At 72.6% G+C, this 15830-nt stretch carries 12 protein-coding genes and 1 pseudogene; 7 read left to right on the top strand and 6 right to left on the bottom strand.

Annotation, left to right across the window (positions count from 1 at the left end):
* The first annotated feature begins 135 nt into the window (after window positions 1–135).
* On the top strand, window positions 136–1989 hold the full coding sequence (gene ilvD / locus IF20_RS16545) for a dihydroxy-acid dehydratase (RefSeq protein WP_052866402.1): 1854 nt from the start codon (window positions 136–138) through the stop codon (window positions 1987–1989).
* A gap of 62 nt (window positions 1990–2051) precedes the next feature.
* On the opposite strand, the gene IF20_RS16540 is transcribed toward ilvD, so the two are convergent.
* Window positions 2052–4421, bottom strand: a complete 2370-nt coding sequence (locus IF20_RS16540) for a protein kinase domain-containing protein (protein WP_052865973.1) — start codon at window positions 4419–4421, stop codon at window positions 2052–2054.
* A gap of 200 nt (window positions 4422–4621) precedes the next feature.
* Here IF20_RS16540 and IF20_RS16535 point away from each other — a divergent pair, with 200 nt between their 5' ends.
* Window positions 4622–4933: an SH3 domain-containing protein gene (locus tag IF20_RS16535; protein WP_052865972.1), complete on the top strand. Its 312-nt coding sequence runs from the start codon at window positions 4622–4624 to the stop codon at window positions 4931–4933.
* 37 nt (window positions 4934–4970) lie between these two features.
* Window positions 4971–5543, top strand: a complete 573-nt coding sequence (locus IF20_RS16530; RefSeq protein ID WP_110944236.1) for a hypothetical protein — start codon at window positions 4971–4973, stop codon at window positions 5541–5543.
* Window positions 5544–5623: 80 nt separating this feature from the next.
* On the opposite strand, the gene IF20_RS16525 is transcribed toward IF20_RS16530, so the two are convergent.
* The 3 genes from IF20_RS16525 to IF20_RS16515 all read right to left on the bottom strand — a co-directional run bounded on the left by IF20_RS16525 (window position 5624) and on the right by IF20_RS16515 (window position 9552).
* Window positions 5624–7045: a M1 family metallopeptidase gene (locus IF20_RS16525; RefSeq protein ID WP_052865971.1), complete on the bottom strand. Its 1422-nt coding sequence runs from the start codon at window positions 7043–7045 to the stop codon at window positions 5624–5626.
* A 145-nt stretch (window positions 7046–7190) separates the two neighbouring features.
* Window positions 7191–8861 carry a SulP family inorganic anion transporter gene (locus tag IF20_RS16520; RefSeq protein ID WP_110944235.1) on the bottom strand — a complete coding sequence of 557 codons (1671 nt, stop codon included), beginning with the start codon at window positions 8859–8861 and terminating at the stop codon, window positions 7191–7193.
* A gap of 280 nt (window positions 8862–9141) precedes the next feature.
* A complete protein-coding gene (locus IF20_RS16515) occupies window positions 9142–9552 on the bottom strand; it encodes a hypothetical protein (protein WP_052865970.1) in 411 nt (136 codons plus the stop codon).
* A gap of 306 nt (window positions 9553–9858) precedes the next feature.
* Between IF20_RS16515 and IF20_RS39220 the strand changes: the two are divergent.
* Window positions 9859–10569, top strand: a pseudogene (locus IF20_RS39220) (ABC transporter ATP-binding protein); the annotation flags it as partial.
* A gap of 288 nt (window positions 10570–10857) precedes the next feature.
* The gene (locus IF20_RS39215; protein WP_052866401.1) at window positions 10858–11595 is read left to right on the top strand and encodes an ABC transporter permease; all 738 of its coding nucleotides are present in this window, start codon (window positions 10858–10860) and stop codon (window positions 11593–11595) included.
* A gap of 122 nt (window positions 11596–11717) precedes the next feature.
* On the opposite strand, the gene IF20_RS16505 is transcribed toward IF20_RS39215, so the two are convergent.
* Window positions 11718–12089, bottom strand: coding sequence for an SH3 domain-containing protein (locus tag IF20_RS16505; RefSeq protein WP_052865969.1), 372 nt, complete (start codon window positions 12087–12089; stop codon window positions 11718–11720).
* Between the two features lie 362 nt (window positions 12090–12451).
* Between IF20_RS16505 and IF20_RS16500 the strand changes: the two genes are divergently transcribed.
* The gene (locus tag IF20_RS16500; RefSeq protein ID WP_199896632.1) at window positions 12452–13396 is read left to right on the top strand and encodes a helix-turn-helix domain-containing protein; all 945 of its coding nucleotides are present in this window, start codon (window positions 12452–12454) and stop codon (window positions 13394–13396) included.
* 116 nt (window positions 13397–13512) lie between these two features.
* The gene (proC, locus tag IF20_RS16495; protein WP_052865967.1) at window positions 13513–14322 is read left to right on the top strand and encodes a pyrroline-5-carboxylate reductase; all 810 of its coding nucleotides are present in this window, start codon (window positions 13513–13515) and stop codon (window positions 14320–14322) included.
* A gap of 118 nt (window positions 14323–14440) precedes the next feature.
* Here proC and trpS read toward each other — a convergent pair whose 3' ends face one another.
* Window positions 14441–15433, bottom strand: a complete 993-nt coding sequence (trpS, locus tag IF20_RS16490; protein WP_052865966.1) for a tryptophan--tRNA ligase — start codon at window positions 15431–15433, stop codon at window positions 14441–14443.
* Window positions 15434–15830 lie beyond the last annotated feature (397 nt).

The raw sequence follows: 15830 nt of genomic DNA, 5'->3' as shown, positions 1-15830 counted from the left end.
ATCGGGGGCGTAGTCTCGGATCAGCTGATATGTGACTGCCGTGACGTGACTGCGCCGCAGGCCGGAGGCCTGGCGCAGGGCCCGCGAGGCGCCGGCGTGGCGGCGAGTCCGACGAACCCCTAGGGAGTGACCATCGTGCCTGAGCTGAGGTCCCGCACCGTTACCCACGGCCGCAACATGGCGGGCGCCCGTGCCCTTATGCAGGCTTCGGGTGTAGCGGGCGCGGACATCGGCCGGAAGCCGATCATCGCGGTGGCCAACAGCTTCACCGAGTTCGTGCCGGGCCACACCCACCTCGCGCCGATCGGCCGGATCGTCTCCGAGGCGATCCAGGAGGCGGGCGGCATCGCCCGGGAGTTCAACACCATCGCCGTGGACGACGGCATCGCGATGGGCCACGGCGGCATGCTCTACTCGCTGCCCTCCCGCGACCTGATCGCCGACTCGGTCGAGTACATGGTCGAGGCGCACTGCGCCGACGCGCTGATCTGCATCTCCAACTGCGACAAGATCACCCCGGGCATGCTGATGGCCGCGATGCGGCTGAACATCCCGACCGTCTTCGTCTCCGGCGGCCCCATGGAGGCCGGCCGCGCGACGCTGGTCAACGGCACGGTCCGCAAGCTGGACCTGGTCGACGCGATCTCCGACGCGGTCAACGAGAACGTCTCGGACGAGGACATCCTCCGGATCGAGAACAACGCCTGCCCGACCTGCGGCTCCTGCTCCGGCATGTTCACCGCCAACTCCATGAACTGCCTGACCGAGGCCATGGGCCTGGCCCTGCCGGGCAACGGCTCCGTCCTCGCCACGCACACCGCCCGCAAGGCGCTGTACGAGCGCGCCGGGCAGACCGTCGTGGACATCACCAAGCGCTACTACGAGCAGGACGACGCGACCGTCCTGCCCCGTAACGTCGGCTCCCGCGCGGCCTTCGAGAACGCCATGGCGCTGGACATCGCCATGGGCGGCTCCACGAACACGATCCTGCACCTGCTGGCCGCGGCCCAGGAGGCGGGCCAGGACTTCGGTCTGACCGACATCGACGCGGTCTCCCGCCGCGTCCCCTGCCTGTCCAAGGTCGCGCCGAACGTCGCGCCGCAGGGCACGTACTACATGGAGGACGTGCACCGCGCGGGCGGCATCCCGGCCCTGCTGGGCGAGCTGTTCCGCGGCGGGCTGCTCAACGAGGACGTGTCCTCCGTGCACTCCGCCTCCCTGGCCGACTGGATCAAGGAGTGGGACATCCGCGGCGGCTCGCCCTCCCCGGAGGCGGTCGAGCTGTTCCACGCGGCGCCCGGCTGCAAGCGCTCGGCGACGGCCTTCTCCCAGTCCGAGCGCTGGGACTCGCTCGACACCGACGCCGAGAACGGCTGCATCCGCTCCCTGGAGCACGCCTACTCCAAGGACGGCGGCCTGGCCGTGCTGCGCGGCAACCTCGCCGAGGACGGCTGCGTCGTGAAGACCGCGGGCGTCGACGAGTCGATCCTGGTCTTCGAGGGCCCCGCCGTGGTCTGCGAGTCCCAGGAGGAGGCCGTCGAGCGCATCCTGAACAAGGAGGTCAAGGACGGCGACGTGGTCGTCATCCGGTACGAGGGCCCCAAGGGCGGCCCGGGCATGCAGGAGATGCTGTACCCGACCTCCTTCCTTAAGGGCCGCGGCCTGGGCAAGACCTGCGCGCTGGTCACCGACGGCCGCTTCTCCGGCGGCACGTCCGGCCTGTCCATCGGCCACGCCTCCCCGGAGGCCGCGGCCGGCGGCACCATCGCGCTGGTCGAGGACGGCGACCTGGTCAAGATCAACATCCCGGAGCGGACGATCGAGCTGGCCGTCGACGAGGCCACGCTGGCCGTCCGCCGCGAGGCCCTGGACGGCGTCTACGCGCCGAAGAACCGCGAGCGCAAGGTCTCGCAGGCGCTGCGCGCCTACGCGGCGATGGCCACCAGCGCCGACAAGGGCGCGGTCCGCGACGTCAGCAAGCTCGGCTGACCGCACGCACGACACGCCCCCGGTGTACGGACGTCCGTACACCGGGGGCGTGCGCGTACCGGCTACCAGCGGCCGGGGTCCTCCGCCGCCACGCCAAAGACCGTGCCGTCCGGGGCCGACCCGAAGATCCGGTGCGTGGCCGGGTCCACCACCGGCGACGGCACCGTCTCCAGCAGGCCGCCGCGCCCCGCGGCCAGCCGCGGCTCGGTCTGCCCGAGCATCGCCCCGCGCCGGGCGTCCACCGCCAGCAGCCGCCCGTCGGCCGAGCTGAAGTACAGCCGGTCACCGGCCACCACCGGCTGCGAGCCGCGGCTGACCGAGGTCTCCACCGACCAGGTCCGCGCCCCGACCGCCGCCAGCGTCCCCCCGTAGGCCAGCAGGTAGACCGTCCCGCCGCGCACCACCGCGAGCGCGTCGTCCAGCGGCGCCGACAGCCGGTACCGGCGGACCGCGCCGCGCTCCGGGTCGTACCGCACCACCGCCTCCGTACGGGAGTCCCGCGCCGCCGCGGTCAGGAAGAGCGCGCCGCCGCTGCCGGGCCCCGCCGGGGTCAGCGTCCCGGACAGCGCCTTCTCCCACCGGACGGTGCCCTCGGCGAGGCCGATCGCCGTGACGAGGGTGCGCCCGTCGTCCTGCGCGGTGGCCGTGTACGCGGTGGTCCCGCCCGCCCCGTAGGTACGGAAGTGGGGCAACGCGTGCCCCGGGAAGGCCCGGCGCCACCGCTGCTCGTGGGTCCGGCTGTCCAGCGCGGTGACCGTGCCGTCGACCGCCGTGAGCAGCACGGCGTCGCCCACGACCGCGACCTGCCCGTGGTACGCGGAGACGTCCTTGGTCCAGCGCCGGGCGCCCTTGCCGGCCGCCGTGGGGTCGAAGGCGTCGAGCCGCTCGCCGTCGGCGGACAGGACGTACAGCAGTCCGCCCGAGAACACCGGCGCGGTCGGCGGCAGGTCGGTGTCGGCGGCGGGCCCCGCGGGCAGCCGCCACGACACGGCGCCGTGCGCCGGCTCCAGACGGGCGGCCCGTACGTCCCGCTGGGCGCAGAACAGCGCGGGCGCGGCCTTGGCGGCGGCGGGCGCGGTGCGCGGCGCGAAGGCGCAGAACGGCATCTCGGCGGCGTGGTCCGGCGACCGTTCGCGCAGTGCGGTACGCCACGGGTGGAACGGCTCGGCCGGGCCCGTCGCCCCGGGCTTCGCCGCCGGCGCGTCCGTCGGCAGCAACGCCCGTACGCCGAGGAAGCCGCCCCCGCCGACGACGACCGCGGCGACCGCGGCCCAGACCGCCCAGCGGCGCGGCCTGCGCGGCGCGGGGGAGCCGGCGGCCGGGTCCGCTTCCGCCGGTGGCGGCGGTACCGGCGGCCTGGCCCGCACGTGGGTGGGGACGGCCTCGGCCGGCGCGCGCGGGGCCGGTATGCGCGGGCCGTCCGGGGTGGCGGCCCGTGCTTCGGGCACGGCCGCGGCGGACACCGGCTCGGGCGCGTCGAGGGTCGAGTCGGGCTCCAGGAGCGATTCCGGGCCGTAGAGGGAGCCCGGGCCGGGGGAGGAGCCGGTGGCGGGCGGGGCGAGCGCGGCGGGTGGCTCGTACAGCGGCTCCAGGTGCAGCTCCGTGGGCAGGTCGACGCGGAGCCGGGCCATCAGCTGGCTCGGCGTCGGCCGGTCCGCCGGGTCCTTCGCCAGACAGCTGCGCAGCAGCGGTGCCAGCTCCTCCGGCACGCCCGCGAGGTCCGCCTCGTCGTGGACCACCTGGTACGCGACGAGGTACGGGCTCTCCGAATCGAAAGGCCCGCTGCCGGTCGCCGCGTGCACCAGCACCGAACCCAGTGCGAACACATCCGCCGCCGGGCCGACTTCCCGTGGCCGCTGGAACTGTTCGGGCGCCATGAAAGGCGGCGTCCCGATCAATTTGCCGGTTTCCGTCCGCATTTCGGAGTCGGATGGTCGGGAAATTCCGAAATCGATGACTTTCGGGCCGTCCGGCGCGAGCAGGACATTGCTCGGTTTCAGATCGCGGTGCACCACACCGGCGCGGTGGATGTCGCGGAGCGCCTCCGCCAGTCCGGCGCCCAGTTTCCGTACCTCGTTCAGGGCCAGCGGGCCGTTCCGCTTCACGTGCGAGGAAAGCGTGGGGCCGGGAATGTAGAGCGTCGCCATCCACGGCCGCTCGCCGTCGGGATCGGCGTCCACGACCGGCGCCGTGAATGCGCCACTCACCCGCCGCGCGGCCGCCACCTCCTGGCGGAACCGGCCACGGAACTCAGGGTCCTGCGCGAATTCCCCGTGCACGACTTTCACGGCGAGCCGCAGACCGGACGCCGAACGCGCCAGGTGCACCACGCCCATACCGCCCGCGCCGAGCAGTTTTTCCAGCCGGTAGTTCCCCGCGTATGCCGGATGTTCCGCTTCCGGTCCGGCGCCGGAACTCCGCAGCGGCGGCATCTCCCCACCCCCGTGTATTCGGCCGCGTAATCGGCCGCAGATGCGACGTTCGGAGCCTAGTGGACAACGGCTGCGGCCCGGACACCGCTTGCTAGCCTGGCCCTCGTTCGAGCCGTCCGGCGGTTCGGCGCGGGCGGCCGAAAATCGGCCCGACCGCCGAACGCGGACATTTCCACGACATGCCACGGGGGAGTGTGCACATGAGCACGCAGGAGAACATCGTCGACAGCGCGGACGAACCGGCCGGCACCGTCTCGGCCTACCGCAGCTATCCGGTCGCGCCGGGCTACCGCCTCAACGTCCGCAGCGGTCCGAGCACCGGCGCCGCGGTCGTCCGTACCCTGCCGGTCGGCGCCTCGGTACCGATCCGCTGCCAGCGCCACGGCCAGCGGGTGATCGGCCCGTACGGCACCAGCGACATCTGGGACTGCATCGGCAGCGGCCAGTACGTCTCCGACACGTACGTGCGGACCGGCAGCGACGGTTTCGTCGCCGGGCCCTGCGGGAGCTGACGACGGCGCGCGGGGGCGGCCGGGGATAATCGGCGGCATGAGCGAGGAGCACAAGCGCCCGGCCGCCGAGCCGGCCGGCCCCGAGCCGGTCGCCCTCCGGTTCTTCGGCACCACCTGGGTCCACCACGACGGCGGCTACGCCCTGCGCCGCGCGGGCGTGGCCCTCGGCGCGCTCGTCCTGGCCGTGCTCGGCGCGTTCGTGCTGCGCTTCGCCTTCGAGGGGCTGGCCGTCGCCGAGGTCGGCTCGCTGGTCAACGTCCTGATCGTGGTCTGCTTCGCGGTGTGCAGCGTGCTGGCCTTCCGCCGTACGTGGGAGGGGTTCGTCCGGCGCCGCGAGCCGGCCGCGGACCGCGCGGCCGAGAAGGCGGAGAAGTCCGCGCAGAGCCTGATGATGATCGGTTTCATCGGCTCGCTGCTGGCCTACTTCTGCCGCGCGCTGATCGAGGCGCCCGGCGAGAAGCTGCACCGGGCCGAGTACGAGGAGGCCCGCGCCCGCCACGAACGCCGCCGCACCACCCGCACCGGCAACCCGGCGGCCCGCAAGCCGGGCGCCAAGAGCGGCGCCAAGGTCGGGGCCAAGTCCGGCGGCAAGAGCAGGAAGCGTCGCTGACCTCCCGGGCGTCACACCTCTTGGCGGATCATGGGCACGGTGGGCCCTGGGTGGGCTGACCGGCGGCGGGGGCGGGGCGGTCAGTACGTCCGGGACGGCTTCCCCTTCTCGTACAGCCAGGTGTCGAACAGACCCGACAGGTCCTTGTGCGCCTGCCGCTCGGAGAAGGCGATGAAGTCCTTCGTACCGGCCGTGCCGTGCCGGTACTCGGTCGGCCACTCCTTCAGGATGCGGAAGAACGTCCGGTCGCCCACCGCGTTCCGCAGCTGCTGGAGGACCATCGCGCCGCGCTCGTACACCGGGGTGGCCATGACGTTCTCCGCCTTGCCCGGGCGGCCGGGCGGGAACGCCCACAGCGGGTCGTCGGCCGGCCGCCGGTGGCGGACGTCGAACTGCTGCTGCGGGGACTTGCCGCCGTGCCGCTCGGTCCACAGCCACTCCGCGTACGTCGCGAAGCCCTCGTTGAGCCAGATGTCCTGCCAGGTCTTCGGCGTCACCGAGTCGCCGAACCACTGGTGCGCCGTCTCGTGCACCACGGTCAGCTCGTCCGGGGCGCCGGAGTAGATCGGCTTGGTCTGCGTCTCCAGGGCGTAGTCCACGCTCTTGGGCGGGTGGTCGACGATGGCCCCGGCGGAGGAGAACGGGTAGCGGCCGAAGACCTTCGACTCCCACGTCACGATGTCCGCCAGGTGGCCGAGCGGCTCGGCGCTCTTGCGCGCCTCCTTCGGGTCGACGGCCACGTACAGCGGCAGGCCCTGCTCCGTACGGCCGGTGCGCACCCGGAACTTCCCGATGGTGGCGGTGGCGAGGTAGGACGCCATCGGCTGCCCGCTGTGCCAGTGGAACGTCGTCCGCGCGCCCGCCGCGCTCTTCCGGCTCCGCAGCTCGCCGTTGGCGACGGCGGTGTACCCCTCGGGCACGGTGACGGTGATGTCGTAGGTGGCCTTGTCGCTGGGGTGGTGGTTGCCGGGGAACCAGGTCTGCGACCCGGCCGGCTCGCCGACGACGAACGCCCCGTCCGTGGTGCGTACCCACCCCTCCGTCGACCCGTCGGGGTCGGTGAAGTCCGAGGGGCGGCCCTCGTAGGCGATCGTGGTGCGGAAGGTGTGCCCCTTTGCGAGCGGGTCGGCGGGGCGTACCCGCAGTTTGTCGCCGCGCCGCGAGAAGTCGGCCCGCTTGCCGTCCACCTGAACGCGCGTCACCTTCAGGCCGTGCAGGTCGAGCGAGAAGGACGCCAGCCGCTGCCGCGCGCGGGAGGTGAGCCGGGCGGTGGCGTCGAGGGTGCCGTGCGGCACGTCGTAGTCCAGGCCCAGTGCGTAGTGGCGTACGTCGTAGCCGCCGTTGCCGAGGGCGGGGAAGAGCGGGTCGTCGAGGGTGTCCCGGCCGTCCGCGGCCGCGGTACCGGCGGTGCCGGCCGTGACCTCGGAGGTGCAGGAGGAGAGCAGGAGCGCCACGGACAGGGCGGCGGTCGCGCCGCAGGCGCGCAGGGGCCGGCGTTTCACGGGAGAGTCCTGGGGGGTGGGGGGCGGGAGAGATCGCGCTGACCTTATGGGGTCGTACGGACTCCTGTATCCCCCCGGTGACGGGAAGTTCTTCCGCCACCGGGGGGATCTCCCAGGACGAGCGCCCTGCTTCAGGGGATGCGGGTCAGGAGACCGTGCCGCGCACCGGCATGTGGTCGATGCTCACGCCGGCCGGCTCGGCCAGCTGGCGGCGGCGCTGCTCGGCCCACGAGAGGAGGGCGGCCTCGCAGGCGTGGTCGAGGTGGCGCAGGCCCGAGAGGTCCAGCTGGATCTCCCGGTCGGCGGGCAGCTCCTCCAGCTGGTCGAGGAGGCGCGGCAGCCGCAGGAAGGTGGCGTTGCCGACGGCGCGTACGCGGACCGGCCCCACGGTCCCGGTGGTCGTGGGCTCCGCCTCCTCGATCGTGGCGGTCGCCACGGACCCGCCACCGGGCACCGACTTGGCCACCACGAGGCTCTGCGGCTCGCGGACACCACCGTCGATGCCGTCGCCGGACACCTCCAGGTGCACGTGCGAGGTCTCCCAGGCCGTCTTCGCGACGGCCATGAGCAGACCGATCAGGACGCCCTCGAACATGTTGGTGACCACGATGGCGATCGCGGTCGTCGCGAGCACGACGGCCTCACCGCGGTGGTCGCGCCACAGCGGACGGATGTCCTTGATCGGCATCAGCTTCCAGCCCGCGTGGACCAGGACACCCGCCAGCGCGGCCACCGGGATGACGCCCAGCGCGGCCGGGAAGGCGGCGGCGAACACCAGCAGCCATACGCCGTGCAGCACGCGCGAGGCCTTGGTCTTCGCGCCGGCCGACACATTGGCGGAGCTGCGTACGATCACCGCGGTCATCGGGAGCGCGCCCAGCACACCGCACACGGTGTTGCCCGCGCCTTGGGCCATCAGTTCCTTGTCGTAGTCCGTCTTCGGGCCGTCGTGCAGCCGGTCCACGGCCGCCGCGCTGAACAGCGACTCGGCGGACGCGATGAGGGTGAACGCGAGGACCGTGCCGATGATGCCGAACTCCGCGACGCGCGAGAGGTCGTCGGTGCCCGGCGGCTGGATGGCGCCCAGCAGGCCCTGCACCTCGACGCGGGCGACCGGCAGGTCGAGGACGAAGACGGCGAGCGTGGCGAGGGCCACCGCGGCGAGCGGCGCGGGCAGGACCTTCGCGGCCTTCTTCCAGCGCGGCCACAGGGCGAGCACCGCGATCGTGCCGGCGCCGATCGCCACCGCGGCCAGTGCGGAGTTCGAGCCCACGGTGTCGATGAACAGGTCGGGCAGCCCGCCCAGGTTGGCGAGGCCGCTGCCGGGCGCCTTCGCGTCGGCGAGGGCGTACAGCTGGCCCGCGATCAGTACGAGGCCGATGCCGGCCAGCATGCCCTGGACGACCGCGACCGAGATGGCGCGGAACCACCGGCCGAGCTTCAGCGCGCCCATCAGCAGCTGGAGCAGGCCGGCGACGAGGACGATGATGCCGAGCGCGCCGACGCCGTACTCCTTCACGGCTTCGTAGACCAGCACGGTCAGACCGGCGGCCGGGCCGCTGACCTGGAGGCTGGAGCCGGGCAGGAGGCCGGTGAGCAGGCCGCCCACGATGCCGGTGACCAGGCCGAGTTCGGCGGGCACGCCGGAGGCGACGGCCACGCCGACGCAGAGCGGCACGGCGACGAGGAAGACCACCAGCGAGGCGGTGAAGTCGGCGCGGAAGGTGGCGCTTCGGGGAGCGGGGGCGCCCGGCGGTGCATGGGTGCCCGGGGGGCCGAGACGGGAGTTGAAGATCCGGTCGACGAGATGGCGCATGAGGATGCCTCCAGCTGGTACCCGCCGACAGTGCGTGCTGCGGCAGGAGCTGTTGCGGATGGATGGCTGGATCCGTACGAGCGGACGCGGGCACGCCTCACCATCCGGGGTACCGAAAGCTGCGCGGCCGGTCGCCGTCAGCCGTCCGTCAGTCGCCCGTGGGGCGGTGAGGTCGGCGGTCGGTACCGGTCAGCGGTCGGTTCCGGTCAGTGGTGAGTGGCGTGTCGACGCCCGTGTGGTGCGGTGCGCGGGCAGGGGGGGAAGCCCGTGTTGACATCCCTCAGCAGCGAAAAACACAGAGGGTGAGGGGAATTTGACCGATTCTCTGCGGTGATATGGCCTGTGAACGCGTCAGCGAGACGGCCGCTTCGTGATCGTCGATCGGCGCGGTGCGGCAGCACACGCAGTAGGCACGCGGGTCGGGCGGCGTGGGCGGTCCGGCGGAGGTGCGGACGGCCCGCCGCAGATGACAGGTCTCGGGCCCGATCTCGCCCTTCCCGCCGCTGCCTTCGAGGCTGGCCTTGGCGGGCTCGGCGGCCGGCGCGGACCCGCTGTCCTGCGGCGCGGTGGCGTGGGTGCCGACACCCTCCGCGGGTTCGGCGAAGGCGAAACCGGCCGTGGACAGCAGAGCCAGCAGTGCGGCAATGAAGATGACCAGGGCAGGACGTATCGCGGTACCCGGCTTCCCCATCGTCGCCTCCTCCGGCGTCCGTGGACAGTCAATTCCATTGTGTCCAAAGGCAACCCCCGTACGGCAAGTCCGTGTGTAACCGTCGAGTTAACACGGAGTTATCGGAGGGGAACGATCTCCTCCGATCGCTCCGGCGACCGCCGGGAGTACGTAACGGACCGCCGCACGCCGGGCGGCTCGCACGGCCGGCCCTGACGGGCCGTGGCACAACGCACGTGCACCTCTACTGAACGTCGCCCTCTCTCGGCAGGTTCCCTCGCGCCCGCTCCTTGACGCCTCCGTGCGGCCCGGCACATTATTCAACGCATGGTGAATTATGGGTCGGACGGCACGCACGGGCGGGGTGTGGCGGGCGCGCCGGAGGGTGGCCGGGCGGCCCGGAGCGCACTACGTGCGGCGAGCGCTCCGGGCGGGCCGAGTGCGCCCGATGTACCCGGTTCCGACCCCGCTCCTGCCGTACGGGCCCGCGGCCTCTCCGTGGTACGTGGTGGTCGCACCGTTCTGGACGCCCTCGACTTCGACGTGGCGCGCGGCCGCGTCACCGGCCTCCTCGGCCCCTCCGGCTGCGGCAAGACCACCCTCATGCGCGCGATCGCCGGCACCCAGGCGCACGTCGACGGGGCGCTCGACGTCCTCGACCGCCCCGCCGGCGACGCCTCGCTCCGCCCCCGCATCGGCTACGTCACCCAGGCACCGGCCGTGTACGACGACCTCACCGTCCGCCAGAACCTCGGATACTTCGCGCAGGTCCTGCATCCGGCCCGGACGGCCCGCGCCGCCCGCCGGGAGGCCGTCGACCGCGTCCTCGCCGACACCGCCCTGACCTCGCACGCCGACGTACTCGCCGGCCACCTCTCCGGCGGTCAGCGCAGCCGCGTCTCGCTCGCGGTCGCCCTGCTCGGCGACCCCGAACTCCTGGTCCTCGACGAGCCGACCGTCGGCCTCGACCCCGTGCTCCGCCGCGACCTGTGGGCCCTCTTCCACGCCCTCGCCGCCGACCGCGGCGTGACCCTGCTCGTCTCGTCCCACGTCATGGACGAGGCCGAACGCTGCGACCAGCTCCTCCTGATGCGCGAGGGCCGCTTGGTCGCCGCCGACGCCCCGGCGGCCCTGACGGCCCGCACCGGGACCACGACGGTGGAATCGGCTTTCCTGCACGTGATCGCGGAGGGTGACACGCCCACCCGCCCCGCCGCCGTCGACGGCGAGCCGCGCCACGACGGGGCCCCGCACCCCGAGGGCGAACCGCGCCCCGAGGGCGAACCGCGCCCCGAGGGCGATTCCCGCCCCGCACCTCGCGCCTCCGTGGCCCGCACCCTGGCCACCACCACGCGCGTCCTCCGCCAGCTCCGCCACGACCCCCGCACCATCGCGCTCCTGCTCGTCGTCCCGAGCGCGATGATCACCCTGCTCCGCTACGTCTTCGACGGCACCGCCGGGACCGGCACCTTCGACCCCCTCGGCGCCTCCCTCCTCGGCATCTTCCCGATGATCACCATGTTCCTGGTGACCTCCATCGCCACCCTCCGCGAACGCACCTCGGGCACGCTCGAACGCCTCCTCGCCATGCCGCTCGGCAAGATCGACCTGATCTCCGGCTACGCCCTCGCCTTCGGTGCCCTCGCCATCGTCCAGTCGGCCCTCGCCACCGGCCTGTCCCTCTGGGCGCTGGACCTGGACGTCGCCGGCTCCCCCTGGCTCCTCCTCCTGGTGGCCGTCCTGGACGCCCTCCTCGGTACGGCTCTCGGCCTCTTCGTCTCGGCCTTCGCGGCATCCGAGTTCCAGGCCGTCCAGTTCATGCCGGCGGTCCTGATGCCGCAGCTCCTGCTCTGCGGCCTCTTCGCCCCGCGCGACGAGATGCAGCCGGTGCTCTCCGCCCTCTCCGACGTCCTCCCGATGTCCTACGCGGTCGACGCCATGAACGAAGTGCTCCGCCACCCCGACGTCACCACCGACTTCCTCCGCGACCTCGCCGTCGTCACCGGCTGCGCCCTTCTCGTCCTCTCCCTCGGCGCCGCCACCCTCCGCCGCCGCACGCGCTGACCCCGGCCCACCGCACGCGGCGGGCCGGGGTCGCAGCGACCAGGATCGGGAAGCCCGGCTCAGCAGTGCTTCGAGGACCAGAGTCGGGAAGCCCGGCTCAGCAGTACTTCGTGGCCGCCTGCTCAGCAGTGCTTCGTGGCGCCACCGTCGTCGAGGTACTTGCCGTAGACCCAGCCGATGCTCGCGCCCTTGGGGTGCCGCACGAACGTCCACTTCTTGCCTGCGGAGACGCGGCTGTAGCAGTCGTAGGTGACCTTCTGCCCCTTGTTCAGGTACGCGGTGACGGCGCAGTCGCCGTACGGACCGGTGTGCACCGCCGCCGAACCGGACGTCACGGTCCCCGTGCCGCTGTCCTTGTTCGGGTGCGGCCAGTGGGCGTTGCCACAGGTCACGGCGGAGGGTGCGGCGCCCGCCGAAGCGGTGGGCAGGAGCACGGCACCGGACGTGAGCGCCGCCCCCAGTGTGGTGATGGCCAACGCCTTACGGATACGCATCGAGTCTCCTCACAGGCTCTGCGCGCCACGGCAGAGACGGGTGGCGCGAAGGACGGACGTACCGGCCCCCGCTTCCGCCGATCCCCGTGACAACGGCGGGCGGCGGGGCGACCGGGACGTTTCGAGACTCCTGAGACGCCCGGTACCAGGTCAACGACTTACCGCCGTCCCGGACAGCGTCCGCTGTCCCAGCAGGTCAGCGCCTTGTCCGGCGACAGACCCGGACACGGTTCACCCGGTACGGGAGCGACGCGAAGTAGCCATTGGCCGAATGGCATGTCCTGGGCAAGATGACACCCATGGGAAACGGGGACGGCCCAGCGCCGTACGCGGCACAGAATGCGGCCGAGTTCATCCAAGAGATGCGGCGCCTGAAAGAGCGATCCGGCCTGACCTACCGCCAACTGGAGGAGAAAGCCGCCGCGCAGGGCGACACCCTGCCCCGCAGCACCCTCGCCAACGCGCTGAGCGGCCGCTCCCTGCCGCGCCCCGAACTCCTGGCCGCCTTCGTCCGCGCCTGCGGAGCCGGCGACCGGGTGACCGAGTGGACCGCCGCCCGCCACCACCTCACCACGAAGGCCGCGACCGAGCCGACGACAGAGGCAGCCCCCGACGCCCCGCCGCCCCCGGGGCCGGGCACCCCCTCACCCCACCCGGGGACACGCAAGAGCCTGGGCACAGCACTACGCACAGCGCCACGCCCCGCCGTCCTGTCGGCCGCCGCGGCCGCCGCGGCCGTCCTTGTAGTACCGGCCGTGCTCGCGATCTGGGCACTGACCGCACCGGCCCCCTTCGGAGGCCCCGCCCCGGGCGCCGCGTCCGCGCTCCCCGAAGGCCCGGTACGCATCCACCCCCTGAGCGCACCGACCCTCTGCCTCACGGACGGCCCCGTGCCGGACGGCAGGTACGACTCCGTGGTGGCCGTACAGCGCTCGTGCGCGGCCGTCGGAACGCAGCGCACCACGCTCGCCCCGGCAGGCGGCGGCACGTACCGCATCCAGTGGTACCGCCCCGAAATGGGCAAGGGCTGCCTCGCGGTACGGACCGAAGGGCCCGCCACCGGGCTCCTGGAACCCCAGAACGACTGCGCCGGCGCCACCCGCCTCCACGTGGAGACCGTCGCGGGGGAGACGGCCGCGCTCCACACCGCCGACACCCCCGCCTACCGCTTCCGCGTGGTGGGCGGCCGGCACTGCGTGGCCATCAACGCCCCCGCCACCACCGAGGGCACGGAAGCCGTCGTCGCCCCCTGCAAGGCCACGAAGCCCCAGCTCTTCCGCATCACCTCGGCTCCGCCTCGCGCCTAGACCACCACGGTTCACAACGTGAAACGCCTCGGCGACCGAGCACCCCCGAATGCGAGGATGACGCGGTACCGCGCGCCCGGCGCGCACCGCGAAGTCCCACCGGCGAGGTGAACCGCATGTCCCACAAGGTCGCCGTCCTAGGCACAGGAAAGATCGGCGAGGCCCTGCTCAGCGGCATGATCCGCGGCGGCTGGTCGCCGTCCGACCTGCTGGTCACCGCCCGCCGCCCCGAGCGTGCAGCGCAGCTCCGCGAGCGCTACGGGGTCGAGTCGGTCAGCAACGCCGACGCCGCCAAGACCGCCGACACGCTCATCCTCACCGTCAAGCCGCAGGACATGGGCGCCCTCCTCGACGAGCTCGCCCCGCACGTCCCCGCCGAACGCCTCGTCATCAGCGGCGCCGCCGGCATCCCCACCTCCTTCTTCGAAGAGCGGCTGGCCCCGGAGACCCCGGTCGTACGGGTCATGACGAACACCCCCGCCCTCGTGGACGAGGCCATGTCCGTCATCTCCGCCGGCACCCACGCCACCGACGCGCACCTCGCGCACGCCGAGGAGATCTTCGGCGGCGTCGGCAAGACGCTCCGCGTCCCCGAGAGCCAGCAGGACGCCGCCACCGCCCTCTCCGGCTCCGGTCCGGCCTACTTCTACTTCCTCGTCGAGGCCATGACCGACGCCGGCATCCTGCTCGGCCTGCCCCGCGACAAGGCGCACGACCTGATCGTCCAGGCCGCCATCGGCGCCGCCGTGATGCTCCGCGACAGCGGCGAGCACCCGGTCAAGCTGCGCGAGAACGTCACCTCGCCGGCCGGCACCACCATCAACGCCATCCGTGAGCTGGAGAACCACGGCGTACGCGCAGCGCTCATCGCCGCCCTCGAAGCGGCCCGCGACCGCAGCCGCGCCCTGGCCTCCGGCAACGGCTGACGCCTCTGGCCTCCGGGCACGGCTGGTCGCTCTGGCCTCCGGCGCAACGGCTGACTCCCGACCCAGCGGCGGCTGCCTCTCCAGGCAGCCGCCGCGGGGCGCCTGTCCCGCACGTTCCCTACGCCAGCAGCCCCACCGCCCGATAAGCCGCATCCACTCGCGGCCGCGCCATCCTCCGAGCCCGCTCGGCCCCGGCCCTCAGCACCTCGTCCACGTACGCCGGATCCGCGGCCAGCTCCGCATGCCGCTCCCGCACCGGCCGCACCCTCTCCACCACGGCCTCCGCCGTGTCCTTCTTCAAGGCGCCGTAGGAGTCGTACCCCGCGGCCAGCGTCCGCGGATCCCCGCCCGTACAGGCCGCCAGCACATCGAGCAGATTCGCGACGCCGGGCCGCTCCGCCCGGTCGTACACGACATCGCTGCCCGCGTCCGTCACCGCGCGCATGATCTTCTTGCGCACCACGTCCGGCTCGTCCAGCAGGTAGACGACCCCCGCCGTACGGGCGTGCGACTTCCCCATCTTCCGGGTGGGCTCCTGCAGATCCATCACCCGAGCGGCCACGACAGGAAGCGTCGTCCTCGGCACCACGAACGTCTGCCCGTACCGCTGGTTGAACCGCATCGCCAGATCCCGGGCCAGCTCCACGTGCTGCGCCTGATCCTCACCCACAGGCACCTCGTCCGTCCCGTACGCCAGGACGTCGGCCGCCATCAGCGCCGGATACGTCAGCAAGGACAGCCGTACGCTGCCGCCCCGCTCGCGCTCCCGCGCCGCCTTCTCCTTGTACTGGATCATGCGCCGCATCTCGCCGTCGGTGGCCGTGCACTCCATCAGGTACGACAGCCGAGTGTGCTCGTCCACCTGACTCTGCACGAACAACGTGCACCGCTCCGGGTCCAGCCCGCAGGCCAGCAGCAGCGTCGCCGCCTGCCGACTGAGCCGCCGGACCCGTGCCGGATCGTGGTCGACGGTGAGCGCGTGCAGGTCGACCACGCAGAACAACGCGTCCGCGCGGTACTGATCCTCCTCGGCCCACCGCCGCATCGCCCCGAGGTAATTGCCCAGCGTCAGGTGCCCCGTCGGCTGCACACCGCTGAAGATCCGCGTCATTCCGGTCCCCTTACCTGCTCTGTCGCTCCATCGCCTGGAGCGATCGATTGCGTGGAGACCGCCGCACCGAGCCGACCGGCCGTTACGGGTGGGAGATACGCGAACGGCCGCCGGAGGCGGCGGCCGTGGTCATGCATGCGCTGTGGTCGGCCGCCGTCAGGCGGGCCACCACTGCTGTACGAGTGCACGCGTATGCATGGAGCCCAAGGTACGCCGCGGAGGGCGTCCATGCGCGGGTTTGAACGAACCCCGGGCGTCGTGTAGTGTCCTCCGAGTTGCCACGGAGTCATCGGCTCCTGGCAGCCACTCACGCCGCACCGGCGGCAACCCACTACTGCACGACCTTCCCTCGGGAACAATTTCGGCATGCCGAAATTCGACCGATCGGCTCGATTAT

The sequence above is a fragment of the Streptomyces niger genome (genome assembly GCF_000718305.1).
GTDB lineage: Bacteria > Actinomycetota > Actinomycetes > Streptomycetales > Streptomycetaceae > Streptomyces > Streptomyces niger.
This window is presented reverse-complemented; position numbering and strand designations above follow the sequence as displayed.

Excerpts from the sequence above, each read along its gene's own strand:
- proC (WP_052865967.1), top strand. The coding sequence starts at position 13,513 with ATGTCCCACAAGGTCGCCGTCCTAGGCACAGGAAAGATCGGCGAGGCC.
- IF20_RS16540 (WP_052865973.1), bottom strand. The coding sequence starts at position 4,421 with ATGCCGCCGCTGCGGAGTTCCGGCGCCGGACCGGAAGCGGAACATCCG.
- IF20_RS16535 (WP_052865972.1), top strand. The coding sequence starts at position 4,622 with ATGAGCACGCAGGAGAACATCGTCGACAGCGCGGACGAACCGGCCGGC.
- IF20_RS16520 (WP_110944235.1), bottom strand. The coding sequence starts at position 8,861 with ATGCGCCATCTCGTCGACCGGATCTTCAACTCCCGTCTCGGCCCCCCG.
- IF20_RS16530 (WP_110944236.1), top strand. The coding sequence starts at position 4,971 with ATGAGCGAGGAGCACAAGCGCCCGGCCGCCGAGCCGGCCGGCCCCGAG.
- IF20_RS16505 (WP_052865969.1), bottom strand. The coding sequence starts at position 12,089 with ATGCGTATCCGTAAGGCGTTGGCCATCACCACACTGGGGGCGGCGCTC.
- trpS (WP_052865966.1), bottom strand. The coding sequence starts at position 15,433 with ATGACGCGGATCTTCAGCGGTGTGCAGCCGACGGGGCACCTGACGCTG.
- IF20_RS16515 (WP_052865970.1), bottom strand. The coding sequence starts at position 9,552 with ATGGGGAAGCCGGGTACCGCGATACGTCCTGCCCTGGTCATCTTCATT.
- IF20_RS16500 (WP_199896632.1), top strand. The coding sequence starts at position 12,452 with ATGCGGCGCCTGAAAGAGCGATCCGGCCTGACCTACCGCCAACTGGAG.